At 66.6% G+C, this 26,425-nt stretch carries 27 protein-coding genes and 3 tRNA genes; 13 read left to right on the top strand and 17 right to left on the bottom strand.

Translation table 11 applies throughout. From position 1 onward, the window contains the following. The first annotated feature begins 23 nt into the window (after positions 1-23). Positions 24-317, top strand: a complete 294-nt coding sequence (locus tag ACIBG8_RS42810; RefSeq protein WP_397348987.1) for a PspC domain-containing protein — start codon at positions 24-26, stop codon at positions 315-317. On the opposite strand, the gene ACIBG8_RS42805 is transcribed toward ACIBG8_RS42810, so the two are convergent. After that, the gene (locus ACIBG8_RS42805; RefSeq protein ID WP_397348986.1) at positions 318-1,601 is read right to left on the bottom strand and encodes an MFS transporter; all 1,284 of its coding nucleotides are present in this window, start codon (positions 1,599-1,601) and stop codon (positions 318-320) included. It lies immediately after the preceding gene. A gap of 133 nt (positions 1,602-1,734) precedes the next feature. Then, complete coding sequence (locus ACIBG8_RS42800) at positions 1,735-2,085, bottom strand: metallopeptidase family protein (protein ID WP_397348985.1); 351 nt, start codon at positions 2,083-2,085, stop codon at positions 1,735-1,737. A 33-nt stretch (positions 2,086-2,118) separates the two neighbouring features. On the opposite strand from ACIBG8_RS42800, the gene ACIBG8_RS42795 reads away from it, so the two are divergent. The 4 genes from ACIBG8_RS42795 to ACIBG8_RS42780 all read left to right on the top strand — a co-directional run bounded on the left by ACIBG8_RS42795 (position 2,119) and on the right by ACIBG8_RS42780 (position 3,971). Continuing rightward, positions 2,119-3,657 carry a metallophosphoesterase gene (locus tag ACIBG8_RS42795; protein WP_397348984.1) on the top strand — a complete coding sequence of 513 codons (1,539 nt, stop codon included), beginning with the start codon at positions 2,119-2,121 and terminating at the stop codon, positions 3,655-3,657. A 7-nt stretch (positions 3,658-3,664) separates the two neighbouring features. Further along, positions 3,665-3,737: transfer RNA gene (locus tag ACIBG8_RS42790), tRNA-Glu, on the top strand. An 81-nt stretch (positions 3,738-3,818) separates the two neighbouring features. After that, a tRNA-Asp gene (locus ACIBG8_RS42785) sits at positions 3,819-3,893 on the top strand. 4 nt (positions 3,894-3,897) lie between these two features. Further along, positions 3,898-3,971, top strand: a tRNA-Phe gene (locus tag ACIBG8_RS42780). A gap of 78 nt (positions 3,972-4,049) precedes the next feature. On the opposite strand, the gene xerC is transcribed toward ACIBG8_RS42780, so the two are convergent. Then, positions 4,050-4,982 carry a tyrosine recombinase XerC gene (gene xerC, locus ACIBG8_RS42775; protein ID WP_397348983.1) on the bottom strand — a complete coding sequence of 311 codons (933 nt, stop codon included), beginning with the start codon at positions 4,980-4,982 and terminating at the stop codon, positions 4,050-4,052. A gap of 45 nt (positions 4,983-5,027) precedes the next feature. Between xerC and ACIBG8_RS42770 the strand changes: the two genes are divergently transcribed. Next, a complete protein-coding gene (locus ACIBG8_RS42770; RefSeq protein WP_397348982.1) occupies positions 5,028-6,227 on the top strand; it encodes an IS701 family transposase in 1,200 nt (399 codons plus the stop codon). A 365-nt stretch (positions 6,228-6,592) separates the two neighbouring features. On the opposite strand, the gene ACIBG8_RS42765 is transcribed toward ACIBG8_RS42770, so the two are convergent. Both ACIBG8_RS42765 and ACIBG8_RS42760 read right to left on the bottom strand, forming a co-directional pair. After that, a complete protein-coding gene (locus ACIBG8_RS42765) occupies positions 6,593-6,865 on the bottom strand; it encodes a helix-turn-helix domain-containing protein (protein WP_397349736.1) in 273 nt (90 codons plus the stop codon). 48 nt (positions 6,866-6,913) lie between these two features. Then, complete coding sequence (locus tag ACIBG8_RS42760; protein ID WP_397348981.1) at positions 6,914-7,093, bottom strand: hypothetical protein; 180 nt, start codon at positions 7,091-7,093, stop codon at positions 6,914-6,916. A 2,366-nt stretch (positions 7,094-9,459) separates the two neighbouring features. Between ACIBG8_RS42760 and ACIBG8_RS42755 the strand changes: the two genes are divergently transcribed. Then, positions 9,460-11,001 (top strand): hypothetical protein, encoded by a 1,542-nt coding sequence (locus ACIBG8_RS42755; protein ID WP_397348980.1) that lies wholly within the window; start codon positions 9,460-9,462, stop codon positions 10,999-11,001. A gap of 3 nt (positions 11,002-11,004) precedes the next feature. On the opposite strand, the gene ACIBG8_RS42750 is transcribed toward ACIBG8_RS42755, so the two are convergent. Continuing rightward, positions 11,005-11,640, bottom strand: a complete 636-nt coding sequence (locus ACIBG8_RS42750; protein WP_397348979.1) for a winged helix-turn-helix transcriptional regulator — start codon at positions 11,638-11,640, stop codon at positions 11,005-11,007. Positions 11,641-11,792: 152 nt separating this feature from the next. Here ACIBG8_RS42750 and ACIBG8_RS42745 point away from each other — a divergent pair, with 152 nt between their 5' ends. Beyond that, on the top strand, positions 11,793-12,125 hold the full coding sequence (locus ACIBG8_RS42745) for a hypothetical protein (RefSeq protein WP_397348978.1): 333 nt from the start codon (positions 11,793-11,795) through the stop codon (positions 12,123-12,125). On the opposite strand, the gene ACIBG8_RS42740 is transcribed toward ACIBG8_RS42745, so the two are convergent. The 6 genes from ACIBG8_RS42740 to ACIBG8_RS42715 all read right to left on the bottom strand — a co-directional run bounded on the left by ACIBG8_RS42740 (position 12,120) and on the right by ACIBG8_RS42715 (position 18,234). Further along, entirely contained in the window at positions 12,120-14,099 is a 1,980-nt protein-coding gene (locus ACIBG8_RS42740; protein ID WP_397348977.1) for a hypothetical protein, read from the bottom strand. The genes ACIBG8_RS42745 and ACIBG8_RS42740 overlap by 6 nt on opposite strands. Continuing rightward, positions 14,096-15,235: a purine phosphorylase gene (locus tag ACIBG8_RS42735; RefSeq protein WP_397348976.1), complete on the bottom strand. Its 1,140-nt coding sequence runs from the start codon at positions 15,233-15,235 to the stop codon at positions 14,096-14,098. The genes ACIBG8_RS42740 and ACIBG8_RS42735 overlap by 4 nt, the downstream gene beginning before the upstream one ends. A gap of 15 nt (positions 15,236-15,250) precedes the next feature. Continuing rightward, complete coding sequence (locus ACIBG8_RS42730; RefSeq protein ID WP_397348975.1) at positions 15,251-15,946, bottom strand: NUDIX domain-containing protein; 696 nt, start codon at positions 15,944-15,946, stop codon at positions 15,251-15,253. A 50-nt stretch (positions 15,947-15,996) separates the two neighbouring features. Beyond that, positions 15,997-16,623: a DUF899 domain-containing protein gene (locus tag ACIBG8_RS42725; RefSeq protein ID WP_397348974.1), complete on the bottom strand. Its 627-nt coding sequence runs from the start codon at positions 16,621-16,623 to the stop codon at positions 15,997-15,999. Between the two features lie 89 nt (positions 16,624-16,712). Next, a complete protein-coding gene (locus ACIBG8_RS42720; protein WP_397348973.1) occupies positions 16,713-17,357 on the bottom strand; it encodes a sensor domain-containing protein in 645 nt (214 codons plus the stop codon). Positions 17,358-17,427: 70 nt separating this feature from the next. Further along, positions 17,428-18,234, bottom strand: a complete 807-nt coding sequence (locus ACIBG8_RS42715) for a hypothetical protein (RefSeq protein ID WP_397348972.1) — start codon at positions 18,232-18,234, stop codon at positions 17,428-17,430. A gap of 79 nt (positions 18,235-18,313) precedes the next feature. Between ACIBG8_RS42715 and ACIBG8_RS42710 the strand changes: the two genes are divergently transcribed. After that, a complete protein-coding gene (locus ACIBG8_RS42710; protein ID WP_397348971.1) occupies positions 18,314-18,901 on the top strand; it encodes a TIGR03086 family metal-binding protein in 588 nt (195 codons plus the stop codon). On the opposite strand, the gene ACIBG8_RS42705 is transcribed toward ACIBG8_RS42710, so the two are convergent. After that, a complete protein-coding gene (locus tag ACIBG8_RS42705) occupies positions 18,882-19,226 on the bottom strand; it encodes a YciI family protein (protein ID WP_397349735.1) in 345 nt (114 codons plus the stop codon). The two genes, ACIBG8_RS42710 and ACIBG8_RS42705, sit on opposite strands and share 20 nt — an antisense overlap. 92 nt (positions 19,227-19,318) lie before the next feature. Between ACIBG8_RS42705 and ACIBG8_RS42700 the strand changes: the two genes are divergently transcribed. Beyond that, a complete protein-coding gene (locus tag ACIBG8_RS42700; RefSeq protein ID WP_397348970.1) occupies positions 19,319-19,768 on the top strand; it encodes a DUF1772 domain-containing protein in 450 nt (149 codons plus the stop codon). Here ACIBG8_RS42700 and lpdA read toward each other — a convergent pair. Continuing rightward, positions 19,758-21,137, bottom strand: coding sequence for a dihydrolipoyl dehydrogenase (lpdA, locus tag ACIBG8_RS42695; protein WP_397348969.1), 1,380 nt, complete (start codon positions 21,135-21,137; stop codon positions 19,758-19,760). The genes ACIBG8_RS42700 and lpdA overlap by 11 nt on opposite strands. A 91-nt stretch (positions 21,138-21,228) precedes the next feature. Between lpdA and ACIBG8_RS42690 the strand changes: the two genes are divergently transcribed. Next, a complete protein-coding gene (locus ACIBG8_RS42690) occupies positions 21,229-21,900 on the top strand; it encodes a hypothetical protein (RefSeq protein WP_397348968.1) in 672 nt (223 codons plus the stop codon). Here the strand turns inward: ACIBG8_RS42690 and ACIBG8_RS42685 are convergent. Beyond that, positions 21,897-22,259: a tautomerase family protein gene (locus ACIBG8_RS42685; protein ID WP_397348967.1), complete on the bottom strand. Its 363-nt coding sequence runs from the start codon at positions 22,257-22,259 to the stop codon at positions 21,897-21,899. The two genes, ACIBG8_RS42690 and ACIBG8_RS42685, sit on opposite strands and share 4 nt — an antisense overlap. Positions 22,260-22,277: 18 nt before the next feature. Between ACIBG8_RS42685 and ACIBG8_RS42680 the strand changes: the two genes are divergently transcribed. Both ACIBG8_RS42680 and ACIBG8_RS42675 read left to right on the top strand, forming a co-directional pair. Next, a complete protein-coding gene (locus ACIBG8_RS42680; protein WP_397348966.1) occupies positions 22,278-22,949 on the top strand; it encodes a response regulator in 672 nt (223 codons plus the stop codon). Between the two features lie 11 nt (positions 22,950-22,960). Next, entirely contained in the window at positions 22,961-24,007 is a 1,047-nt protein-coding gene (locus tag ACIBG8_RS42675; protein WP_397348965.1) for a quinone-dependent dihydroorotate dehydrogenase, read from the top strand. On the opposite strand, the gene ACIBG8_RS42670 is transcribed toward ACIBG8_RS42675, so the two are convergent. Continuing rightward, on the bottom strand, positions 24,004-25,611 hold the full coding sequence (locus ACIBG8_RS42670) for a beta-N-acetylhexosaminidase (protein WP_397348964.1): 1,608 nt from the start codon (positions 25,609-25,611) through the stop codon (positions 24,004-24,006). The genes ACIBG8_RS42675 and ACIBG8_RS42670 overlap by 4 nt on opposite strands. Then, positions 25,608-26,420, bottom strand: a complete 813-nt coding sequence (locus ACIBG8_RS42665) for an N-acetylmuramoyl-L-alanine amidase (RefSeq protein ID WP_397348963.1) — start codon at positions 26,418-26,420, stop codon at positions 25,608-25,610. The genes ACIBG8_RS42670 and ACIBG8_RS42665 overlap by 4 nt, the downstream gene beginning before the upstream one ends. Positions 26,421-26,425: the final 5 nt, after the last annotated feature.

Genomic DNA, 26,425 nt, shown 5'->3' with positions numbered 1-26,425 from the left:
GACGCATCGGGCAGTCTGAGGACATGAGCGAATTCAGCAGCAAGCAGCTTCGTCGGACCCAGCGCGGCAGGATCATCGCCGGTGTGTGCTCCGGTGTGGGGGAGTATGTCGGCATCGATGCGAACATCATCCGCGTCGGCCTGGCCATCGCGACCCTGTTCGGTGGCGCCGGCATCGCGGTCTACGCGATCGGCTGGCTCCTGCTCCCCGAAGAGGGCAAGGACGCCTCGATCGTGCAGGACCTGATGAACAAGCAGCAGAGCCAGAGCCAGAGCCCGTGGCAGGGCAACACGGACGAGCACAAGCCGCAGCAGTGATCAGGCGGTGGCCTGGGCCTGCTGCGCCCTGGCGGCCAGTTCCCCGCGAGACTCGGTCCAGAGCATGGCGAGCACCGCGGCCGACGTCACTCCCATGACGCCGGCGAGTGCGACGACAGGCTCCGGGCCGAGGTGCTCGGTGGCGAGCCCGCCGATCAGGATGCCGATGCCCTGCACCGCCATCAGCCCCGACTGCACGAGCCCGAACGCCTGACCCCGGCGCTCCGCCGGAACACACTGCACGAAGGCCGCGTTGGCCGCCAGCTGGTAGGCGCCGCCGATGCCGGACAACACCCACAATGCCAGCACAACGCCCAGTGACGGTTTCATGGCGCACCCGACAAGAGGGGCGCAACTGAGCATCGCCATCCATCCCATGTTGCGCAGCCGTCCAGAAGGTGTGACAAACCTGCTGAACAGGAACGCGCCCAGGACGGTCCCCGTCGGCATCGCCGCCATGAGCAGACCGGTGATCACCGCGACCGGCATCGTCCCGTCCGAGAGCTTTGCGGCGTACGGCACGGCGATACCTTCAGGCAGCACGTAGAAGCCGCACAACCAGGCGAAAAGCACCAGGGTACGGAGTTTCCGGTCGCCGAAGACGAGCCCCGCGCCCGCCCTGGTCATCTTCCACATCGACGGCTTGCCGTCCCCGCGGGCAGCCGACGGGCGCCGCCGTACCCCTGAGACCAGGATGAGGGCGGAGGCCAGGAAAGTGGCCGCGTCCAGGGCCAGCGCGCGGTACGGCCCGAGCCCCGCGATCAGCGCTCCGCCAGCAGCGAACCCGAGCATCTGAACGGCCTGGTTGGTCATATTCTGCAGTGCGGAGCCCGCGACGTAGCGGTCTCCTTCGAGAACCTCGGGCAGCAGAGCCGCACGCGCAGCCGAGAACGGCGCACTGAGCAGCACCACGAAGAAGACGAGCACGCAGAGCACCGGGAACGGCGTCCAGGGCAGCGCCATGCCGGCGACCAGCACCGCGCGGAGCACATCGCACACGATCATGACGCGGCGCCGCGCGAACCTGTCGGCGAGGCCCGCGAGCAATGGCCCGCCGAGGATCGGCGGCAGATACGTCAACGCGTAAACAGCGGCCGTGGCCAGCGGGGAGTGCGTGCGGTGATAGACGAGTACGGCGAGCGCCACCTGGGCGAGCTGGTCGCCGAGCAGCGAGAACCCCTGCCCGTACCAGAGCGCGCGGAACTCCTTGATGGCGATGACCTCGCCATATGTCGCTTGTTTCTCGGTGGCACGTCGGTGCCGCCCCGGAAGCCTCGCCCCCATAGGACTCCGCTGCGCCTGACTCAGAGTGTTCGCTATGTCACCTAAGGTGCCTGACTACATGCCAGTCCGCAACCGAAAGCAGCCAACCCCTTGCAAAGTGTAATCGGCAATGTCGAAATCTGCCGACATGCTGTTACCAGCCGAGCTCGTGCAGCCGATCATCGTCGATGCCGAAGTGGTGGGCGATCTCGTGCACGACCGTGATCTGCACCTCGTCGATCACGTCGTCCTCGGTGTCACAGATCTCGCAAATCGGATTGCGGTAGATCTCGATGCGGTCGGGCAGGACTGCCGAGTACCAGTCGCCGCGCTCGGTGAGGGGGATGCCGGTGTACAGGCCGAGCAGGTTGGGCTCTGGTGGGTCGTCGACGACCTCGACGACCACGTTCTTCATCTGGGCCGTCAGCTCTGGAGGAATCGTGTCCAATGCCTCGGCCACGAGTTCCTCGAACTTCTGCCGCGAGACCTCGATCACGCTTGCCATTCTGCCCTGTTCGTCAGGTAAGCATGTAACAGCATGAATTTCGTTAACAGGTGGGGAAGGCTCGCTGCGGTACTTTTCGTCGCGGCGATCGGCGCATGGCTGGGCATCGTCCTGAGTGGCACCGTGACCGCCAACATCGGTCCGGTAGAGGCAGGACTGTCGCTCAGGCCCGCCTGGACCGGCGAGACGGTCGTCGACGCGCACCCGCTGGGCACGCTGCGCTTCAGCAGCCACGACGCGCCGCTGCGGCTCGCGATCACGCTGGAGAACATCGACCAGGAGCAGGCCAAGAAGCTGATCGAGGACCCGCGCCTGTCCGACCGGCTGCCGGGGATCATCGAGCGCGACCTGCGCGGCGCCATCGTGGAGCTCGTCATCCGCTCGCTGCTCTGCGCTGCGGCCGGCGCGCTCGTCGCGGTGCTGATCGTCTTCAGGCGCCCGACAACGGCGCTCGTGGGGCTTCTGGCGGCCGCCGTGGCCCTCGCGGGCACCGGCGCGGCGGCGGCGCTGACGTTCCGCCCGAGCTCGCTGATGGAACCACGCTATTCAGGACTCATCGCAGCAGCGCCCTCGCTCGTCGGCAGCGCCCAGTCGATCGTCACGCGCTTCGAGACGTACCGCGCGCAGCTCGCCAAGCTGGTGACAAACGTCTCCAAGCTGTACGACACGGTCTCGGACCTCCCTGTGTACGACGCGGACCCGAACTCCATCAAGGTGCTCCACGTCTCCGACATCCATCTCAACCCGATCGCCTGGAACGTCATCCGGTCGATGAAGGACCAGTTCAAGGTCGACGCGATCGTCGACACGGGCGACATCTCCGACCATGGCACCAAGGCGGAGAACGCGATCGTGGAGGAGATCGGCAAGCTCGGCGTGCCGTACGTCTTCGTCCGCGGCAACCACGACTCCATGACCACGCAGCGGGCGGTCGCCAGGCAGAAGAACGCCGTCGTGCTCGACTCCTCGCTGGCCAGCGTCGCCGGCCTGCGCATCTACGGCGTCGGCGACCCCCGCTTCACCCCGGACAAGGCGGTGGCGGTCGAATCGGACCCCGCCCGCCTGCTCGCCTTCGGGCAGGAACACGCCGCCCGGATGCCCGCCGTCGACCTCGTCGCCGTGCACGACGACATCATCGCGCGTGGTTTCTCCGGAAAGGCGCCCATGGTCCTGGCGGGACACGCCCACAAACGCTCCACCACCGTGCTGCCCTCGGGGACCCGCGTGCTGGTCCAGGGATCGACGGGCGGGGCGGGGATGCGCGCCCTCGAACACGCGGAGCCCACGCCCGTGCAGGCGTCCGTGCTGTATTTCGACAAGGCGACCCATCGCCTCCAGGCCTGGGACGACATCACGCTCGGCGGGCTCGGGGAGCAGTCCGTGTACATCCAGCGTCACGTGGAACCGGACCCTGGCCGTATGATTTCTCCAGAGCCAACGGACAGCCCGTCGCCAACGGGATCGGTCTCAGGCACGACGACGCCGAACGCTGGATCGCCACTTTGGCATGAGGGGCAATCGTCCCCTATGCTTCAGAGGTCTCCGACGGAAGACGTCAGGAACAGGATGTGAATCCTGAGCCCCCATCGTCTAGCGGCCTAGGACACCGCCCTTTCAAGGCGGCGGCACGGGTTCGAATCCCGTTGGGGGCACGGCTTACGAGGAAAACGGCTGGTCGAAGACCTCCGAAAGACTGGTAAGCTAAGCGAGGCCCGAAAGGGTCAAGCAAGCAAGGTCCTGTAGAGCAGTTTGGAGTGCTCGCCACCCTGTCAAGGTGGAGGTCGCGGGTTCAAGTCCCGTCAGGACCGCTTCGGTCAGGTAGCTCAGTTGGTACGAGCGACCGCCTGAAAAGCGGTAGGTCGGCGGTTCGACCCCGCCCCTGACCACTTTCTTAAGCTGCGAAAAGACCCCGATCCTAGTTATGGATGCGGGGCCTTTTGCTGTCTGCCTGACTAATTGCCTGACTACAGCTCTTCGCGGGCCTGCGGAAAGATGAGATCCATCGCGGTCGCGCCGTCTTCCATGACGGGCCTGAGCTGCTTGCGATAGACCAACTCCGTAACTGCCGTGCCCTTGTGGCCGACCAGGCGGGAGATGTTCTCTATCGCCACCCCGGACTCTGATAGCAGCGAGACGAACGTGTGCCTCAGCTCGCGGGGTGTCCAGTCCTTGGGGACCAACCCGGCCTTCTTGAAGATAGGCCGGATGTCGCGCTTGACGTTGTCGGCTCCCAGGGGTCTGCCGGTGCGGGTGCAGAACACCAGACCGTGCTCGCGCCACTTCTCTCCGGCCTTCTCTCTCGCGACGTCCTGGCGCTCTTTGTGCGCCTTCAGAGCGTCCACGCAGCGAAGCGGCATGGCGAGCGTCCGACGTGACTTCACGGTCTTGGTGTCGCCTCCCGTCCGGTCAGATCTCCAGACCTTGATGGACGGTGGCACCAAGGGCTTCCCGAGCGCTGCAGGCTGACCTTCCAAGTCCACGTGTTCCCAGGTCAACGCTCGCAACTCCTCGGTGCGTGCTCCGGTGAGGATCGAGAGCACAACGTACGCCTCCAGGGCGTAGCCGGGGGCCGCGTTAAGGACGGCTTCGGCTTCGTCCAGCGTCAGCGACTTGGACGGGCGGCCATCGCGTCCCTCGGGGATCTCGGCCAGCATGACGACGTTGCGCTTGACCTTGTCGCGCGCCTGAGCCTTCTTGATCGATCGGTTCAGGATCGAGTGGAGGATCTGGAGTGACCGCGTGCTCAACGTACCGGTGCGGGCGATCAGCCACTTCTCGACGTCTTCGACGGTCAGGTCCCGGACCTTCGCTCTGCCCAGCCCCGGAATGATGTGGTTGTCGATGTAGCCCCGGTTCGTCTTGACGGTCGCCGGGGCCTTCCCGCTCCTGGCGAACACGTCGTGCTAGTACTACAGTCATACTTCGTGATTTAGATTGGAGTCATGGCTGATGAGGTGACGTCGAGCGACTTGCAGACGTGGGTGGCGGGTCTGGATGCACTGTTCGGACGGGTGGCGGCCCGGTTTGGTCGGGTGGAACCGCGCAGGCAGGCTCGTGCCTATGTGATGGGGTTGTTGGCGCCGGTGGAGCGGAAGACCGGCTGGCAGTTGGCCGAGGCTGCTGGGGATGTCGCCCCGGATCGGATGCAGCGTCTGTTGAACCATGCCCGGTGGGATGCCGGCCAGGTGCGGGCGGATCTGCGGGCCTATGTGGTGGAGAACCTCGGTCACCGCGACGCGGTGCTGATCGTGGATGAGACCGGGTTCCTCAAGAAGGGCACCAAGTCCGCCGGGGTGCAGCGGCAGTACTCCGGGACGGCGGGCCGGACGGAGAACTGCCAGCTCGGGGTGTTTCTTGCCTACGCCTCCCCTTTGGGCCGGACGTTGATCGACGCGGCGCTGTACCTGCCGAAGTCCTGGGTGGAGGATCGGCCTCGCTGTCGGGAGGCTGGTATCCCGGATGAGGTGGATTTCGCTACCAAACCGGCGCTGGCCCAGCAGATGCTCGCCCAGGCGTTGGAGGCAGGTGTGCCGGCGTCATGGGCGACTGCTGATGAGGCCTATGGCATGGACTCCAAATTCCGGCGTTTCCTGGAGCAACGCGGAGTGAGCTACGTGGTGGCCGTTCCTAAGAACCAGATCGTTGCGATGAGCCTGCGCGAGGGGGACAAGCGGGCCGACACACTGGTCGCCGGCGCGCCGCCCGAGGCGTGGAAGCGCCTGTCGTGCGGGCAGGGCGCCAAAGGTCCCCGGCTGTATGACTGGGCGCTGGCCACCGTGCATTTCGAGACCGAGCCCGGCTATCAACGCTGGCTATTGGCCCGGCGCTCGCTGATTCCCAATGCCAAGGGCGAGTTGGAAATCGCCTACTACCTGTGCCATGGACCGTCCGGAACGCCGCTGGAGGAACTGATCCGCGTGGCCGGAGCCCGCTGGGCGATCGAGGAGTGTTTCCAGGCAGCCAAGAACGAGACCGGCCTGGACCACTACCAGGTCCGTCGCTTCGACGCCTGGCACCGCCACATCACCCTTGCCCTGCTCGCCCATGCTTACCTGGCCGTCACCGCAGCTCACGCCCCAAAAGCCCAAGCGGCCTGGTCCGCCTCACACCCGCGGAGATCCGGCGTCTCCTGGCACACCTGACCACGGCCATCACCCGACCGATCGACTTCGCCTTGGCTTGGTCAACCCGGCGCCGAGAACACCAAGCCCGCGGCAGAAGTAGCCATTACTGGAGACGCTGGCTCAGACATAACAAAATCAGACTGTAGTACTAGTAGTTGACCGCTTCGGCCACGGTGTAACCGCTTGTCGCGGCGGCAAGGCCGTCGTCATGGTCGCGCTGGTTCTCCTTGAGCTTCTTCAGCGCCTCGGTCTTGGTCTTGCCGCTCGCGGTCCGGACGATGCGCTTGCCTGCTGGGTGTATCCGGTGGTGGTCTCTACGATCCAGCGCTGGAGACTCTCACTCCAGCGCAGCCCGCCGTCTCCTCTGCTGCGTCGCTTGGTCATCAGGCTGCTTCCTCTGCTTCCTTCTCCAAGAGGGCGATGTAGTCGCGGATGCTGTTGGCGGTGATGAGGCGGGCGCGGCCTTGCTTGACGGTGTGCAAGCGGCCTGAACGGATCTGCTCATAGATCAGGCTTCGGCTCATGCGCAGTAGGCGCATGGCGTCGGTGACGCGGTAGAGCTGGGGGTTTCGGTGATCGTGATGGCGGGGCTCATGAGTGCGGTGCTCCTTGCCAGGGGTTGTGTCTGAGGGGGGTGGCCGTACCGGCCGTACCAGCCTTGTTTTGCTTGGTCAGAGCCGGTACGGCTTTTTTGGTGGTACGGCTCAAGCCGTACCGGGGATGTGAGCCGTACCGCTTTGACCTGCGGAATCGACGCTGGTACGGCCGGTACGGCTTCCCCTGGCGAACGGCAGTACGTCACCGTTTTCGACGCCGGTTTCGGCCGTCATGGCGGGGCCGCCGGGGTCGGGGCAGTAGCGCGCCCAGGCGTCGGCGAAGTCCACCCGTTGGTAGCCCTTGGCCTGCCCGGTGGGCGGGGGGAAACGGATTGTCCAGATAAGCCGGTTCGTCGTGTTGTCCGCGATGACATAGCCTCCGCCACACCGCCACTCAGATGCAGGTCCCGGGGGCCACTCTTGACTTGTGCGAGAGAGAAGAAGAGGCTCCACTTGAGTTCAAATACTCAATTCGAACCGGACAAAGGATGCATTATGGCTGAAAACGTAAAGGTGACATGCCCTAACTGTAAACGTCAGACATGGGTGCGAAAGGGATATAACGACCCATGTGAGTACTGTAAAAAGATCATTTTTCAGGACTGAGCCTATGTCGGACGAGAGACATCAGATGATGAACGTGGCCTCTAGCCTTATTCCTCTGGATCGCATTGTCGAAATCCTCTTATCGGACGGATGGCACAAGCCCATCCGTGACACCATTCGAGTTTGGAGCCATCGGCCGAATATGGGGGCCGACCTCGAGCTCTTTGTCTCCTGGCTTGATGGTCAAGGGGATCCGCACACCACTGTTGTCATAGCCGCGAAGTCGATCCTAGGTCTGCGGGTTGAGGGTCCGTGTGTTGACGAAATGCGAGTCAGGGACCTTCGCGGCAGTCTGCGCGGTGAGCGAGATTCTCTGGCAAAGTGCGGCAATCTTAATGATCTCAGGAGGGAACATATCCGTGACCTTCGTCGAGAGATCGAACGTCTGCGGAAGCATTGGCCGCAAATCGAGGGGGACGCCATTGATGAGTGGGGCGCCATAGTTCCTGTTATGTCTCTTTAGAAGGCGGTATTGCAATGCGCGATCGGTGCGATCAGCGTCAGGGCCTTATTGGGGGTCGGTGCAAAAAGGAGAGCCTGCATTCGGGTGATCATGACAACGGCAAGAAAACGTGGCCTCGCGTGGGTGATGACCTGCAAATCTATCTCCTGGCGCTCTCACGTCTGGATGAGATGCGCAGGGAGCGCAAAAGACTCCAGCAGCTCGCTGAGGAGCATCAAGAGAGGGAGGAAGGGGGGACGGCTTAGTCGCAACTGGGACCGCCTCCCACAACACGTTCACCACATGCTCGTCTTTGGAAGGAGAGTTGGGCGAGGCGATAGACGCCTCAGATGTGCCGCAGCACATGCGGCGTCACATTCGACAAGATCTTAGCCTGACGGCCGATCCGCTCCACCAGCTTCGACGCCGACGACCGGTAGAAGCGCCCCTGGTGTCGGTGACGAAGATCCAGACTCCAAACAGGGATCCGAACCCTGTGTGTGGGTCACAAACCGAGCGATGATTAAACCGAGATCCCTTGGCCTAAGACCTCGGGAGGGCGCACGTGGATCCCGTTCTGACAGATCTTCTTGCCAACCCCACTGTGACCGTCCTCGTAGGGTCGGGAGTCAGCGGGGTGATCGCCCTGATGTCGGTATGGCTGTCACAACGCGGCAGCCGAACCAGCCAATCCCTAGAATTCAGCAGAGAGATCAACGAACGGCGTGCGCAACTCTACGCGGAGATGCTGGCCGCCGCGCGCACGAATTGTCACAGCCCGGAGCTTGGTGCGCGGGCCGAGATATTCGCCTCACGGCGTGTCTATGCCGCGTGGTGCGAGGTCGTCAGGAACGTTGGGAACGAGGCTTTGCTTGGTGAGCTTGCAAGCAGAATGCGACTTGAGGCTCACAATCGACGACCCTGGGAGCACCGCACCAGGCGGATTGCCCGGCTCGGCGCCGCAGTGCTAATCCTTCTCCTTTTGCTAGTCCAGTGCGGGATCGTCCGCTATAGCGGCCCATAGGTCGCGGCGAACCAACCCCCTCTTTGTCAGCTCTCGTGAGACCTGATGACCAAGTAGGGCGAGAACAGGAACTTTAGGTAGCGACTTTGACTGTGGCCGACTTCGCGGGGATCGCGCCGGTGATGGTGAGGTAGGCATGGGGCATCTGGGTGACAACGACGGAAGCTGATCGCAAACATGCGGGCCGTTGATGGATGGTCCGATGCAGGTTACAAGGGCATACGTTGGCTGTAGAACGCAAGTTCCAATTGGCTCTTAATGAAGGGGCCTCGGCATCGAACCCCGAAGGCGGCAATAGGTGAGGGGGCCTCGCGAAGATCGCGGGCGGTCCGCCTGACGAACTGCCTGACAATCCCCACGATCACTGCAGTATGTCACCGGACGTCCACGGACGCTTTGAGTAGGGCATCAGCAATTCGATCAGGTGTTCCCATCACCTGAAAAGCGGTAGGTCGGCGGTTCGACCCCGCCCCTGACCACCTCTCTCGAACAGTCAGAACGCCTCGGAGCGCATGTGCTCCGGGGCGTTTTTGTTTGCGCCTCCACTGGGGCAACGGGTCAGCGATCGCTATCCTCCGGCGTATGGGGGATTTTCTGGAGTTTTACGGGAAAATTCGCGCCGAGTTAGCCGGTACGGCTTATCTCCTCACTGGAAACTACGGCCAGGCAGTCGAGCTGGCCGACGCGGCCATGAGCGCCGTCCGCACGCGCTGGACGACGGTGTCGCGCGCCAATCCTCGCGACCGGCTCTTCGAGTTCCTCCTGGCCCACTATCTCGACGGATCCTGGCCGCCGCCCTCCGACCCGGCCTATGGGGAGCTACCGCGCAATTTGTGGGCCCTCGATGCGGACCGCCGCGCCCTGGCCGTAGCTTGCTTCCACATCTGGCACGAAATCCCCCGCGCCGTCTTCGCCGCCCGCTGGAACCTCGAGGAAGGCCGAGCCGAATACGGCCGCCTGCTCCTCAGCTTGTCTCGCGACGGCTCGCCGCAGCAGCTATGCGAAGCGATGGCCGAACTGTCCACCCTCGGCCACCCTCCCGCCGGACCCGCTGCCGTGGGGAGGCCGGCCGTGAGGAGCGGAGTCATCTCCGCCATCGTGGTCGCCGGGCTGCTGGGCTCGATCTTCTGGCTTACTACCTCGTACGGCAAAGCCGATCCGCCCTATGAGACGACGGAGCACGCCGCGCTGGCCGAGCAGCCGGAGGTAGAGGAGGAACCCTCGGAGGAGACGCATGAAGCGTCGGTCAAGCACCTGCCGAAGAAGCTGTCGGAGCCGATCCGATACGCGTACTCCTGCGACGAGGACGAGTGCGACTCCGGCTGGAGGCTGATCGACAAGTCGGGCCGTTCCTGGGCCTTCGACCAGGCTCGGGCATCGGACGACGACGGCGCCCTGAGCGTGTCACCGGACGGCAGGCACCTCGTCTACCTGGATGCCAAGAGCAACCTCGTGACGCGCGATCTCCGCAAGGGCACCACGCGCGAGATCTCGGGGAAGGTCAAGCACGGCGACTGCGGCGTCGGCCTGGTCTTCTCCGCCAACAGCCGCTACGTCCTCGCCGACTCCGGCGAGGACGAGGTCAAGGCGGAGTCCGTGCTCTACGACCTGAAGACCGGCCAGGCCACCCACATCCCGCTGGCCTGCTGCGCGATCGGAGTCTCGGACTCCGGAGTCGCCATGCTCGCCAACCGCGCCGTGACCGGCGACGTGCCGGGCTTCCCCGTGGTGAGCCAGGTCATGGAGTTCCGGCCGGGCTATGCCAAGCCCAGGACGCGCTTCCAGATCGACTTCGCCCTCTGGGAATCGGCGAGCCAGCTCTCTCCCGACGGTCGCACGCTGGCCTTCACGGTCGACCTTCCCGACGACGGCGGATACGGCATCACCACCATGGACGCCCAGACCGGCAGGGTGCTCAGCACGCGACCACTGAAGATCAAGTCAGTGGACGACACCCCGTCCTTCTTCGGCTGGCGGAATTCCAACGAAGTGGTCCTCGAGGTCTCCACCGGGGACGGGTGGGAGTACCACCTGGTCAACGCCCGCACCGGCACGGCGAGGAAGCTGGCCCTGCCGGAGAAGATCGCTGACGCGGACAGTCTCGCCATCGGCGTACTGCCTTGATCGTCAACCTCCGCTGAGAAGCCAGGTGAGGGTCTGAAGGTCGCCGACAAGGGTCGCGCTTCCGTCGGCGAGTGCGGCGTCGAGCTCGGCCGGGTTGGCCAGCAGGTTGCCGAGGGTCTTGGGGGTCGTGCGGAGAGAGATGTCGGCTTTGGGCGGCTCGCCGTACTCCACCTGGACCTTTCCTATGTCCACCGAGACCGTCCAGATCGAGCCGTCGAGGTCGAGGCGGCAGACGTACGGCGGGGCCGCCGGGTCGGGGCGGGCGTGGTCGCGCAGGAAGATCAGCACCGAGGTGGCGCTGAGGGAGGACGGCTCTGGGGGGTTGGGGGCGTCGATGCCCCAATCGCACAGGGCCAGGACGATGGGTTCCAGCTTCCTGCCCCATGCGGTCAGGTCGTAGACCTGCGGGCCCGAGTCCGTGGCCAGCTTGCGGCGGTGGATCACTCCGTGGTGTTCGAGCTCCCGGAGGCGGTCGGCGAGCAGATTGGAGCTGGCGTTGGGGAGAGCGTGACGCAGCTCGGAGAAGCGCTGGGGCACGAGGAGTAGCTCCCGGACGACCAGCAGGGCCCACCGTTCACCGACGACGTCGAGGGCTCGGGCCATCCCGCACGAGTCCCGGTAGCTGCGGTTGGTTGGCATGCCTCTCCTCTGTCCATCCCGAACTACCACCCATTGTAGTTGCTTTTCACAACCCCTCGCCAGCAATCTGAAATCGACACTCAATCTAGTTGTTTTTTACAACCTTGCATGGTTACTGTTTGAGGCGACAGCCCAGCCGATAGGAGCCTGCAATGAGCATTTCGACCCCTGAGACGCACCAGCACGCCACGGTCGTGGACCCCGATGTGCACCAGGTCCTGTTCGAGAACGAGCACGTCCGGGTGATCCAGGCGCGGGCCTCGCACGGTTGGGAGAGCGCGATGCACTCGCACCTGCCGATGCTGGTCGTCAACCACGGCTCCGGCCGCCAGAAGGTGACCATGGCGGACGGGACGACGCAGATCGTGGACCTGAACCCAGGGGCGGTCGTCTGGCAGGAGGACGCTTTCGACCACTCCTGGGAACTGCTGGCAGGCGAGGTGAACGTGATCCTCGTCGAGGTCAAGTCAGCGAACCGGTCATAAGAAGACCTGGTGGGCGGCGCTGGTGAGATCAGCCAGCCGCTTCGCCTCCCGCTGCCGCTCGTGGTTGATCCACTTCTTCCCCTCGGCCGCGACGCCTTCAAGGATGTGCAGGGTGTTTCCGAGCCCCGCGGCGTCGAGCGTCACCTGGGACACGGTACGCATGTCCTCGCCCGGCTCCACGGGCTCTGACCAGCGCCCGGTCACTTCGACCTTGATGGGATGGCCGTTCACGAGCGTCAGCTCGAAGACCCTCTCACCGGAGTCGGCCTCGCTGACCTGGACGGCGGCGACCGCGTCGTAGCGATAGTTGATTCTCGCCCGGTTGTGGAAGGTGGCCTCCTCGAAGTCCAGATCCACGGTCATCTGACGCACACCGTCCGCCGTCAACAGGAAGATCAGGAGCGTGTATCGCGAATAGCGCCAAGGCCCGGTCTTCACCCTGGCCCGTTTGTACGTCGCTGCCGGTGCTTCGATGAAGGCGTGGGCGATGACATCGTGCGCCACCAGCTTGTAATGGTGCATCGCCTCCTCCATCAGCGCCTTGCGATCGCAGTCCAGCCAGCGAGCCATTTCCTGGTCATCGGGTTTGTCGGCGAGCTTCTTCCGCCACCGTTCGAGAGCTGCCTGCCGATCGGCCAGCAACCGCTCGGACTCCGCGTACTCAGCCGCGTATCGCTTGTTCTCCAGGGCAATGCGCAGCCAGGAGCGTACGGCGAGCCACCCGGAAGGCAGGGCGATCACCGTCGCGGCCACGACGCGGAGCGACTCGGACTGGAATCCGCCAGAGACCAGCATGGTCGCGCCAATGGTTAGTACGGCGAGCCCTGCCGCGAAAGCCGCCTTGGTGGTACCGGAGACCCGGAAGGTTTCCTGGTACTCCCGCAGCGTGCCCGCCTGCCATCGGGCTTTCACATCGCTCACGAGATAGCGGGTGAGCCAGGCCACTCGCTTGGCGTCGATTCTGCTCTCGCGATAAAGGTCCACCACTTCGTCCCTGAGGGCCTTGCGAATGCCTGCCGTCCGCGCGACCCATTCCGCTCTGTCGGTATTCCTCGGGACGTATCTGTTGAAGTAGTCGGTGAACTGCCGATCGATCTTGTTGACGAAACCGCCGCGCTGGCCGGAGGACGCCGGGCTCTGCCGTACGTCCATGAATTCCTGGTCCTTCGCCCGGCGGCGGTCGGTACGGAATCGCCATTCCACGCCGTTCCGCGCGCATACATAACTGCCCGCGGCCAACGCCAGGAGAGCGATGGCGGCCGACAGCCAGGAATGCCGCCATGCGATGACGCTGACGAAGCCGACGGCCGCCAGCGCCAGGATGCTGGTCGCGATCGACCGGAGCCAGTCACCCGTGGTGGTGGCCACCATGCGCGGCCGCCGCACCCGCGCTTCCATGGGCTTGGGCTGGAAGAAGCGCCAGACCCGGTTCGAACGCCGGTGGTGTCTCTCTTCCCTCGCGAGGTCGAACGTCCGCGTCCACAAGGCGTCCTGGACGGTTCCGCTCAGGAACATCTCGAGATCTCGCAGGACTTCGTCCTGTTGAAGGGAGCCAAGACTCTTGAGCTCCTTCTCGATGACGTCGGAGTCCACCGTTTTCGTCTGGATGGACGTGAAGAGGCGGTTGATCATCCTGATCGCCTCGGTCCATTCATCGCGGGCTGTGTCCTTGATCTTCCCCTGCACCGAGCGGAGAGCGCACAGATCCGCGTTCGACACCTGTTGTAGCGTGCGGCCGCTCAGCAGGGCGAGGATCAGGTAGAAGCACGAACGACTCGTCACATAGCCATCCGTCACAGCCTGGACGATGTACTCCCTGGCCTTACCCGGCATCCCGCCGTGAAGATGACGGACGCCCAGCTCGAACCTCTCCTGAGGCGTGGGGCTGGGAGGAAGCTGGTAGACGTGGACGTCGCCGTGCACGGCCTCTGTCTGGATTCCTACGGTCGCGGAGCCGTCGGCGAAGTTGCTCATAAGACGCCCCGGATGGCCGCGATGATGGACGTCACCTTCGAGGCCAGCTCCGCCACGTCCACCACCAGGCCGCGGAGCTTCTTGAGCGCGATCATCGCCTTGCTCTTGCCCTGCTCCGTTCGCGTCGAGAGCGATTCGGCCACCGCGTCCAGCTCTTCCTCCGCCGCGGCGAACGTGGCCTCGTCCAGCTCTCCCGCCTTCAGCGCCCTTCTGAGCTTCTCGCGGAATTTGGCGAGCTCCGCGGCCCAGTCGAGCGCCGTCTCCTGCGGCTGTCCGATCGAGACGTTGCCGTAGATGTGCCCGGCTTGGACACCCACCCGCGCATTGCCGCTCGCGACGTTACGAACGCCCTCGTTCATCGGTGCGCCTGCCCTTCCCGTCGTGACGTGAGGTAACTCCCGGCCCAGCTCGCGGGCCAGGGCGGTGGCGAAGGCCGCGGCTCCGGCCACCGCCCTGAGCTGCCAGTTCGCGCCGTCGGTCGCCACCTTGGTGCCGTCGGCCCTGTCACTGACGCCGCGCACCACGACCGTGGGCAGCGACCTGTTCAGATGCGCGGCCTGCGCCACCCCGGCGGCTTCCATCTCGATCGCCAGCGCGTCGTTGTACGTCCTGCGCACCCAGCGCGCGTGCGCGGAGATGGCCGAGTCCTGGACGACCTCTCCCGCTGCGATGGGCCCGAAGTGCACCTTCGGTACGGCTGCGCCTCCGGGAAACCAGGTGCCGCTCCGAGCCAGGTGGCGGGCGATCTGGTCAGGTTCGTGGGAGACCTCCCAGACGCGGGGGCGAGCCTTGAACCCGTCGTCCTCGCTGGTGCCCCCGTGATAGGCGTACACGTGGGTCGCCACCACCACCTCGCCAAGTCCGATCTGGGGCCAGAGGGCACCGGCCACGCCGACGAACAGCAGGGCGAGCGGGTCGAACTCGCCGATCGCGCGCTCGGCCAGCACCGCCGCGGGTTGGTTCCCCTTGCCGACCAGCCCGAGCGCCACCTCCTGGGCCCCTCCGCCGGAGAGGCGGCCGATCTCGAACCGGGTGCCCGCGCGATGGCGGTGGAGGCGCAGCCCGATCAGGTGCTCGCGAACGGCTTGGTACTCCAGATCCAGCGCGGTGAGGATCACGATGGGACGTTCGTTCACGAGCGCACGTCTCCTTCAGGATTGGGCAGATCTGACCATGGGTGGGTACAGCACGTGAACCGGTCCGGCCCTGAAGAGCCGGGCAGGGCGCCCGTTCTGCGTCCGTCGGGTAGGACCGTCGGCGACGATGAATCCCTGCGCCTTCTGCACCTTGCGGTAGAAGTTCCTGAGATCGAGCTGGACCCCCCACACGGCCTCGTAGACCTGCTGGAGCTCCGAGATGGTGAAGGTCTCGCCGCAGAACGCCGTCGCGAGCGAGGAGTGCTCCAGCTTGGCGCGCGCCCGCTCCACCCCGTCCGTGAGGATCTGGAGATGGTCGAACGCCAGCTCCACGACGTCAGACACCGGTTCCCAGCGGGCGCCTGCCGCGTCCGTGCCGGCGACGGGCTCCGGCAGGCGTGGGGCGATCGCCAGGTAGGCGACCGACACCACGCGGCCGCGCGGGTCGCGCCCCGGCTCGCCGTACACGCCCAAAGGCTCCAGGTGTGGGACGTCGACGAGGCCGGCCTCCTCGGCCAGCTCGCGACGTGCGGCGGTCTCGAGGCCCTCGCCGTGGTCGCGGAGGAAGCCTCCGGGCAGGGCGAGGGCACCGTGGAAGGGCTCGATCCCGCGTTCGACGAGGAGGACGTGGAGGCGCGAGCCGCGCAGGGTCAGGATCACCAGGTCGACCGCGAGCAACACGCTCGGCGGCTCCCACGGGTCGTCGTCCATGGGGACACCGTAGCTTTTTGTCAGACTGACAGGAAGGCCCTAATTCACGGTCAGCCGTAGGTGGGGTGTTGGGGCCAGCCGGGTGGGGAGTCTTCCCACTCCTCCTGCCGTCCGTAAGGGGCCAGGTCGAGGATGTTGTTCGCGAACAGCAGCCGGTCCACCCCGCGCGCCGTCGTGTTGTACGTCCGGTAGACGTCGTCGCCGTCCCGTAGGAACACGCTCAGCATGAAATATCTGGCGCCGCAGTCCTCGGCGAACGTGGTGTTCGCACACGACACGAAGGGCAGGGTCCAGCCGCGCTCCGCCTTGTAGGCCTCGATCTGGGACAGGGGCATCGTGGAGACCGTTATCCAGGTCACGTCGTGCTCACCCAGAGAGGGCAGGGCGGTCGGGGGGACGTTGTTCGTGAAATGCGTGCAGCCCGGACAGTAGCTGTCCGGGCCGTTGTTCATGAACTGGTACACGACCAGCTGCCTGCGCCCCTCGAAGAGGTCGAGCAGGGTTCTGGGGCCGGTCGGGGTGTCGAAGACGTAGCTGTTGTCGAAGGCGACCATCGGGAGCCTCCGCCGCCTCGCGGCCAGCGCGTCGAGCGCCCGGGTGGCTTCCTTCTCGGCTTTGAGCAGGTCGTCCCGGGCCTCTTGCCACTCCTCGGGCGACACGATCCTTGGCTTCTCCATCCGTCGATGATGCTCCGCAGCACCGACAGAAACGCACCACCGACAGAAACGCAGCACCGGCAGAAACGCAGCACCGGCAGGAAACCGGTTCAGGCGGCCGCGGCGTACAGGCGCGGGGCGTACGCCGGGCGGGTCAGCAGGATCTGGGCCATGCTCGCCCTGGTCAGCGCGGCCAGGCGCACGACGACGGGCAGCGTCACGGCGAAAGCCACGCCGAGCGCCGTGTTGAAGACGACGTAGGTCGTCAGGTCGCTGCCGAGGCCGAGCAGCTCCGGCAGGCTGCTGTGGAAGTCCGGGATCCGGTAGAGGATCCATCCGTACAGCGGGAAGGTCAGCCCGGCGATCGCGCCCGCCCACCAGACCACGGTCAGGACGAAGCTGACCAGCGACAGCGGGAACGTCACGATGGCGTGCAGCAGGTCCATCCACGTCTGGCCGCTGGCCAGGGGGTTGAGCGCGCGCCTGAACCACCCGGCGCCCGCGGGGGCGGCCGCGTAGTGGGGGCGCTCCAGGGGCTGGTCCACGACCTCGGTGAGCGCGGCGCGCTCGTGGTCGGCGAAGGTGCGGGCCATGGCGCCGGTGCCGGCGAGGACCGGCAGGCCGACGACGGCGACGAGGCTGCCGACCCCGGCGGCGATCCCGGCGATCGTGAGGGAGAAGGAGGCGATGGAGGTCGGCAGGCCGACCAGGTTGTAGTGGGTGTCTGCGGCGATGCGGCGGGGGAGTGACTTCATGCCGACAACGCTACGAGCCGGGCCGGGCGCGATCGATCCGGCGCACCAGCGTCACGGGGTAGGGCCAGCCCTACCCCACGAGCCGCCACGGGTCGGGCTTGGGCCAGTCGGAGGGGTCGAGCTTGTTGAAGTCGACGACCTCGTTCTTCGGCGGCGCGACCACGTGCACCTTCCTGCCCCACTGCGTGTAGCGGGTGTCGACCACGACATGGGCCGTCGTGCGGACGAGGTCCGTCTCGTCGTCGTTGAGGACGTACGCGTCCTCGGTGAACTCGGTGAACAGCCGGATGGGCCGGCGCTCGTGGTCGAGGAAGAGCCTGAAGGCGATCGAGTGCGCGTCGGTGAACAGGGGAAGGTCCTTTCTGCGAAGGACACCCCGGTACTCTCCGTCGCCGACGAGCGTGGCCCTGGAGAGCACCCGCTTCAGGACGGCCGGGTCGAAGACGTCCACGAGCTGGTTGGCGCGCTGCCCCTCCGAGCCCCAGTGGGCGTTGCCCCCGAAGCGCACCCATTTGGTGCCCGCCGGCATCGGACCCCACTCGAAGGGGTTCACGTAGGTGTAGCGGCCGACCTTGATCTCGCGGAGGGGCTGACGCGCGTACTCCAGCTCCTGCTCGCTGAGCTCCTTCTCCATCTCCGGAGTGATCTTGAATGTCCGGGTGAGGTCGTGCGTCACAGCCGCGGAGTCGCTGAACCCGATCACCCCCGCGGCGAGCGTCGTGTAGGTGATCTTGTCGCGCGCGAGCTTGTAGTGGCTCGTCTCGGACACCGTCACCCCGCGCCCGTCAGCGAAGGGCACCTCAACGGGGCCGGTGGCCTGCGCCGGGGCGCTGATGGCGGTGAGTGCGGCGATGACCGCCAGGACGAGACGCTTCATGGGAAGAGATCCTGGCGCGTACGGATCACGAAGGGATCACTTGACGTAGGAAACCAATGAGTTATAGAAACTATGAGTTATGAAGGAAACCTACCGCCGCCGCGCCGACGCCTTCGAGGCGAAGATCATGGCTGTACGGCCGGACCAGTGGAACAACCCGTCTCCCTGCGCGAAATGGACCGCCAGGGACGTCGTCCAGCACATCGTCGACATGCACGGCGCCATGCTCAACCCGCTCGGCAGGCAGCTCAGCCCGTCGGGTGCGGAGCCGCTGGAGAGGTTCAGGTCGGCCCGCGCCGACGTCGAGGCCGTCCTCGACGACCCCGAGCTGGCCGGTCAGGAGTGCGACACCCCCAGTGGACGGATGACCGCCGCGCAGCACGTCGACCAGGTGGTCAGCGCGGATCTGCCGCTGCACGGCTGGGACCTGGCCAAGGCCACAGGTCAGGACGCCACCATCGACCCCGTGGACGTCGAGCGGGGCTGGGGGTCGATGAGTTCGATCCCGGCCGAGATGATGGAGAAGTTCCGCATCCCGGGCGCGTTCGGCCCCGGCGTGGAGGTGTTCGGGCCGGAGGTGAAGGTGGCCGGAGACGCCTCGGCGCAGGACCGCCTGCTGGGATTCATCGGCCGGGACCCGAACTGGGTTATGAAGACTCGTGGGTGATCGGCCAGACCTCGACCATGGCGTTCCTGGCGGCGGGTAGCTCGGCGGCGATCTCCAGCGCCCGCTCCTCGCCGGTGACGTCGAGGAGGTACCAGCTCGCGAGGTATTCCTTGGACTCCAGGTAGGGCCCGTCGGTGACGGCGGGCATCCCGTCGCGCACCCGGACCTGCTTGACGTCCTCCGCGTCTGCCACGCCGTACCCGCCCAGAAGTTCCCCGGTCGCGCGGAACTTCGTGTTGAACACGTCGTATCTGGCGATCTCCTCGGTCCACTCCTCGGGAGGGATCGCGTCCCACATCTCCTTGTTGCCGTAGATGATCATCATGTACTTCACCTGCCCATCGTATGAGACGGGTGCTTATGGGGTTGAGCATCTCGACGATGGTCCCGGCGCCCGGGTGACGATTGACTTAGGGCATGACAGACATCGTGATCATCGTGGCCCTGCTGATGAACGGGGCAATGGCCGGAGTGTTCTTCGCCTTCTCGACCGCCGTGATGCCCGCCTTCGACGCGATCAAGCCGGAAGAGGCCGTCGCCGCCATGCAGAGCATCAACCGCAAGATCCTCAACCCGAGGTTCCTGCTCACCTTCGTCGGCGGCCCGATCGTGGCGCTCGCCGCCGGGGTCGTCGCGCTCATCGCCGGTCAGACCACGCCGGCGCTGTTCGCCTTCGCCGGGGGAGCGGTGGCGCTCGTCGGCTCCCTCATCCTCACCGGCGCGGTCAACGTGCCCATGAACAACGCCCTCGACAGGAACGAGACCACCTGGGCGGCGTTCTCGCCCAGGTGGACCAGGTTCAACACGACCAGAGGCTGGGCGGACGCCCTGGCCACGGTCCTGCTCGCCCTCGCTCTCACATATTGATCATGTGGCCTGCGAGCCCGTGGATGGCCTCCTTGACGGCCTCGCCGAGGGTCGGGTGCGCGTGCACGTTGCGCCCGACCTCGTGCACCGTCAGGTCCCACTGCTGCGCCAGCGTCAGCTCGGGCAGCAGCTCGGTGACCTCGGGGCCGATGAGGTGGGCGCCGAGCAGCTCCCCGTGCTCACCGTCCGCGATGATCTTGACGAAGCCCACCGCGTCGCCGAGGCCGTGTGCCTTGCCGTTCGCGGTGAAGGGGAACTTCTGCACCTTCACGTCGTAGCCCAGGTCGCGCGCCTGGGTCTCCGTGTATCCGAAGCTGGCGACCTGCGGCTGGCAGTAGGTGGCGCGCGGGATCATGGCGAAGTCCACCTCCATGGTCTCCGCCCCGGCGATCGTCTCCGCGGCGATCACGGCCATGGTCTCGGCGGCGTGGGCGAGCATGAGCTTGGCCGTCACGTCGCCGATGGCGTAGATGCTGGGCACGTTGGTACGGCCCCGCCCGTCGACCGCGATCGCGCCCCGCTCGGTGAGCGCCACGCCGGTCTTCTCCAGGCCGTAGCCCTCGACCCGCGGCTGGAAGCCGATCGCCTGCAGCACCTTGTCAGCCTCGAGGACCTTCTGCTGCCCGTTCTGGGAGACGGTCACCCGCACGGACGACCCGGTGACCTGGAGGTCCTCCACGCGGGTCGAGGTCAGCACCTCGATGCCGAGCCGCTTGTAGCGCTTGAACAGCTCGGCTGAGACCTCCTCGTCCTCCAGCGGCACCATCCGGTCGAGGAACTCGACGATCGTCACCTTCACGCCGTAGTTGTGCAGCACGTAGGCGAACTCGACGCCGATCGCGCCCGCTCCGGCGATGATGATGCTGGACGGCAGCTCCTCGGAGAGGATCTGCTCCTCGTAGGTCACCACGCGGTCGGACAGGGACGTGCCGGGGATCAGGCGGGTGGTCGCGCCGGTGGCGACGATGCAGTGGTCGAAGGTGATCGTCTCGTCGCCCACCTGCAGGGAGTTGGCGTCGAGGAAGGTGCCGCGGCCGTTGTACTCCGTGATGCCGTTCTTCTTCATCAGGAAGTGCACGCCCTTGACGCGCCCGTCGGCCACCTTGCGGCTGCGCTGGAAGGCCGCGCCGTAGTCGAAGGTGACCTCGCCGCTGATGCCGAAGGTCTTGGCCTCGTTGTTGAAGATGTGCGCCAGCTCCGCGTTGCGCAGGAGCGCCTTCGACGGGATGCATCCCACGTTGAGGCAGACGCCACCCCAGTATTTCTCCTCCACCACGGCCGCACGCAGCCCCAGCTGTGATGCTCTTACCGCGGCCGTGTAACCCCCAGGCCCGGCACCGAGGACGACGACGTCATAGTGAGTGCTCATGCTTCGGACGATACCGGTAGTGCCAGGTCTACCTTGAACCCTCCAACCAGCGCCCATGTGTGAAAAGCGGCACGTCGGTTGGATGGGAGCCATGAACGAATTCCCCGGCCGCTGGGTCGAAGGCGTCTCCGCCCTGCTGAGCCCGCTGCTGTTGCTCACCGGTGTGCTGCTGCGCCTCGGTTATGACGGGTTCTTCCCCAGCCAGCTCGCCGCGTTCGCGGAGAGCCCAACGCTGATGACGGTTTCCTACAGCTGCTGTACGGCGGGGCTCGTGCTCGCCTTCCCGGTGGTGATCGGCCTGGCGAGGAGGGCGGGCAGCGTCTGGGGCGGCATGGCCGTACTGCTGGGTCTGCTGGCCAGGACCTTCCACGCCGGGATCAACCACCTGGCCTTCCAGCTCGTGGACGCCCAAGGCCTGCCCCAGGCGCAGAAGACCATGGAAGACGCCTACTCGGCCTTCCACATCTTCCACGCGGTCAACATCGCCACGTTCCTGGGCTGGATCGTCCTGGCCGTCGCCACCTGGCGCTCCGGAGCACTCGGGAGAGTCCAGTCCGTGGCGCTGGGGCTGATGTCCGCGCTGCCGCTGGGCGTGCTCAAGGGCACGGGCCCGATGTCGATCGTCGCGGCCCTGGGCCTGTGCGTCGCCTTCCTGCCCTACGCGATCAAGCTCTTCAGGGAGGGCGAGCGCCCGAAATGGTGGGCCTTCCCCCTCGCCGGGGCGATCCTCGCGGGAGCCGTGTTCCTGGGCGAGGTCGGCTAGACCTCCACCTTGTACGGCAGAGCCAGCTCGTCAGCAGGAACCCCGCGAATCCCCCAGTTGACCATCGGCATCTCGATGATCGTGATCTCCACGTCCTCGAAGGCCGCGGAAACCGCCCTGATGAGCTTCTTCTTGGCCTCCTCGCTGCGCCCGGTGAAGCACACCACCTCGACGATCAGATACGCGTCGCTGCGCTGCGGGCAGATGAAGTCCTCCGCGTCGAGCAGCAGGAACCGGTGGAACCGCTTGTCCTCCGGCAGCCCCCACGCCTCCACCAGGCATGACTGCAACAGATCGGACACCTCGCGCTGTCGGCCCGCCCACACGTCGCGGCGGCCGAAGACCTTCACCTGAGCCATGTCGGACAATATAGAGGGATGATTCGCCTGCTCCTCGCCGACGACGAGGCCATGATGAGGTTCGGCATCCGCGCGATCCTGGACGCCGACCCCGCCTTCGAGGTGGTCGCCGAGGCGGGCGACGGGCGCGAGGCGGTCGATCTGGCCATCAGCCACCGGCCGGACGTCGCGCTCCTGGACATCCGCATGCCCAAGCTCGACGGGCTCGCAGCGGCGGCCGAGATGCGCAAGGTCGCCCCGGAGACGGCGATCGTGATGTTGACCACGTTCGGCGAGGACGACTACATCGCCAAGGCCCTGGAGGTCGGCGCGAGCGGCTTCCTGCTCAAGTCGGGCGACCCCAGGGAGCTCATCGCCGGGATCCACGCCGTGGCGGACGGCGCGGCGTACCTGTCGCCCAAGGTGGCCCAGCGGGTGATCACGCAGCTCGCCGGCGGCCAGATGGCCAAAGGCGCGGCAGCGCGCGACCGGATCACCGGGCTGACCGATCGGGAGCGCGAGGTCCTGGCCCTGCTCGGCGCCGGGATGTCCAACGCCGAGATCGCCAGGCGGCTGTTCATCGTCGAGGGCACGGTCAAGGCCTACGTCAGCGCCATCCTCACCCGTCTCGACGTACGCAACAGGGTGCAGGCGGCGATCGTCGCCTACGAGGCGGGTCTGGTGTCCGGGCGGCAGGACCAGGAGCGATAACCTGGCCGGTGATGTACCGACTCCTGTTCTCGCAGGTCCTGCGTCGCTTCGACGCCGAGGCCGTGCACCACGTGACCGTCAGGGCGCTCGCGCTGCTCGCGAGCCTGCCCCTGCTCAAGCGACTGCTGCACCGGCTGCTGGCGCCGCGCGACCCCGCGCTGCGGGTCAGCGCGTTCGGCGTGCACTTCCCGAGCCCGTTCGGCCTGGCAGCCGGCTTCGACAAGGACGCCTCGTGCGCCGAGGCCATGTCGGCGCTGGGCTTCGGGCACGTCGAGGTGGGCACGATCACCGCGCACGCGCAGCCGGGCAACCCGCGACCGCGGCTGTTCCGGCTCGTACGCCAGGGCGCGATCATCAACAGGATGGGCTTCAACAACGCCGGTGCTGCGGCGGCGGCCAAGCGGCTGCGCCGTACGCGCGGGGTGCCCGTCGTGGTCGGGGTGAACATCGGCAAGACCAAGGTGGTGCCCGAGTCCGAGGCGACGGCCGACTACGTGACGAGCGCCAGGCAGCTCGCGCCGCTGGCCGACTACCTGGTCGTCAACGTCAGCTCGCCCAACACGCTGGGACTGCGCAACCTGCAGGCCGTCGAGCTGCTGCGCCCGCTGCTGGTCGCGGTCAAGGAGGTGGCCGACGGGACGCCCCGCCGTACACCTCTGCTGGTGAAGATCGCGCCGGACCTGGCCGACGAGGACGTCGACGCGGTCGCCGACCTGGCCCTGGAGCTGGGGCTCGACGGCATCATCGCGACGAACACCACGATCAGGCACGGCGGCGAGACGGGCGGCCTGTCGGGCCGCCCGCTCAAGGCGCGCTCGCTGGAGGTCCTGCGCCGGCTGAGCGGCCGCGTGGGCGACCGGCTGGCGCTGGTGTCCGTGGGCGGCGTCGAGGACGTCGACGACGTGTGGGAACGCCTGCTGGCCGGCGCGACGCTGGTCCAGGGCTACACGGCGATGATCTACGAGGGTCCGCTGTACGCGTACCGGATCCACCGGGACCTGTCGAGGCGCCTGCGCAGGCACGGCGTCTCGACGGTCACCGACCTCAAGAAGGGCTAGATGCTGGGGCGCGTCGAGTGCGCGCTCTCGGTCATCTTGTCCAGGTGCTCCATCGCCGTCACCACGGGGACGATGCCCGGACGGTGCGGACGGCGGCGCTGCCACGGCTTGGGGCCGTCCAGCGGGCGATACTCCACGCCGATCGCGTCGAGCCTGCCCAGGTGCTCGCGCAGCCGGTCGCCGAACCCCTCGGAGGCGTTGCCCGCCCAGGCGACCTCGGCCAGGGCGCACGCGCGCGGCCAGGCGCGGTAGTCGAGGACCCGGGCGTCGGGGATGCGCTCGCTCCACAGCTGGGCCTGGAGGCCGAGCACCCGGGCGGTCTCCTCGGCCGACCACGAGGACGGCGTCGGCGCGAAGGCGGCCACGTCGTGCACGGTGATCGAGTCGCCGATCGCCATCGGCTCCTCGGTGCTCGCCGCCTCCGCGTAGTCGAAGTAGAGCGGGAAGACCGGGGTGGCGATCACGTCGTGGCCCGCCGCCGCGGCCCGGCGGCCGACGCCCATGCCGCGCCACGGCATGACCACGGTGTCCTGGCGCAGCTCGCCGCTCACGAACGCCTCGTCCCACACCACGGCGCGCACGCCGCGCTCGGCCAGCACGTCGGCGAGCTTGCGCAGGAACCAGGCCTGCAGCTCGGCCGAGTTGTCCAGGCCGAGGGACTCCTGGTAGGCGACGATCTCCGCGGACTCCGACCAGTGGTCGAGCACGACCTCGTCGCCGCCGATGTGCACGAACGGCGTCTCGCCGAGCGCGCCGAGCAGCTCGTCGAAGATCGTGGTGAGGAAGTCGACGGTCGGCGGCAGCGGGGACAGGATCGCGGGGGAGATGCCCCACTTCGGCAGCACCTCGAAGGTCTCACCCGTCGCGCCGAACTCCGGGTAGGCGGCCAGGATGGCCGTCGCGTGGCCGGGCACGTCGATCTCGGGGACGATCGTGACGGATCGCGACCTGGCGTAGGCGGCGAGCTCGGACAGGTCGTCGAGCGTGTAGTAGCCGCCGTGCGGGATCTCGTCGAAGGTGTCCGGCTCGCGGAAGTAGTTGGTCGCCGTGCGCGCCCGGTGCGAGCCGACCTCGTGCAGGCGCGGGAAGGCCCGGCTCTCGATCCGCCAGCCCTGGTCGTCGACCAGGTGCAGGTGGAGCCGGTTGAGCTTGTGCACCGCCATCAGGTCGATCATGCGGAACACTTCACGCTTGGGCTGGAAGTGCCTGGCCACGTCGAGGTGGATGCCGCGCCAGGAGAAGGCGGGGGAGTCCTCCACCCGCACGCCGGGCACCGTCCAGGACGCCTCGGCGGAGAAGCGGTAGGAGGCGTCGGGCAGGAGCTGGTGCAGGGTCTGCGCCGCGTAGAAGGCGCCGGCCCGGCCGCCGGCGGTGATCTCGATGCCCCGCGAGCCGACGGTGAGCTTGTACGCCTCGGCGCCGAGCGTGGTGTCGTGCCGTACGTCGATCGCCCCCGTGTCACCCGGGCGCAGGTCGAGTCCGGGCAGCGCCAGCCGTACCGCGTCGACCAGGTCGGTGGGGCCGGACACCGTGGCGCCGGAGGTCAGCTCGTAGGAGCCGGAGAGCGAGCTGAGAACGCTCGGGTGCGGGAGCAGCGAAGTCATGAAAGGTAGTTTTGCAGACCGTTCGCCAGCGCTTGTGCTGCCTTCTGCCTGAATGCCGGGTCCTTGAAGTTGGCCGCGTCGCCCGCGTTGCGCATGTTGCCGCACTCGATGAAGATCTTCGGCACCTTGGACAGGTTCAGGCCGCCCAGATCGTCGCGGTAGTTGAGGGCCTTGGAGCCGATATAGGTGGAGTAGGGGACGCCCGTGCCCTTCTTGAAGGCATCACGTACGGCCAGCCCCAGCTCGGCGGAGTCGCCCACCACGGGATCGACGGGACCGCCGATCTTCTTCGGCATGATGATGTGGAACCCGTGGTTGCCCGCGGCCGCGCCGTCGGCGTGGACCGAGATCGCGGCGTCCGCCTTGGCCCTGTTGCCGATCGCGGCCCGCTCGGTGATGCACGGGCCGACGCTCGTGTTGTCCGCCCTGGTCAGCTTGACCGTGGCGCCGCGCTGCTTGAGGATCTTGGCGAGCCTGGTCGAGACGTCCCAGGTGTAGGCCGCCTCGGTGTAGCCGTCGTTGGTCGCCGTGCCCGTCGTGTCGCAGGCCTTCCACTTGGTCAGGACGTTGACCTGCTTGTTGATCGCCTTCGGGTCCTTGAAGTTGCCGCCGTTGTGGCCCGGGTCGATGACCACGACCTTGCCTTCGAGCGGCTTGGCGGCCTTGGCCGCCGCCGGCTTCTCCACGGCTGGCTGCTGTTCCACGGGCAGCGGCTGGCGGCCCGCCGCCGACTCGCCTGTGGCGACGCCGCCACAGGCGCTGACGGCCAGGCCGCAGAGGGCGAGAACGGAGGCTGGGAGAGCACGCATGCGCT

Origin of the sequence: Nonomuraea sp. NPDC050556, from assembly GCF_044457355.1 — a bacterium.
In the GTDB taxonomy this organism is placed as follows: Bacteria; Actinomycetota; Actinomycetes; order Streptosporangiales; family Streptosporangiaceae; genus Nonomuraea.
This window is presented reverse-complemented; position numbering and strand designations above follow the sequence as displayed.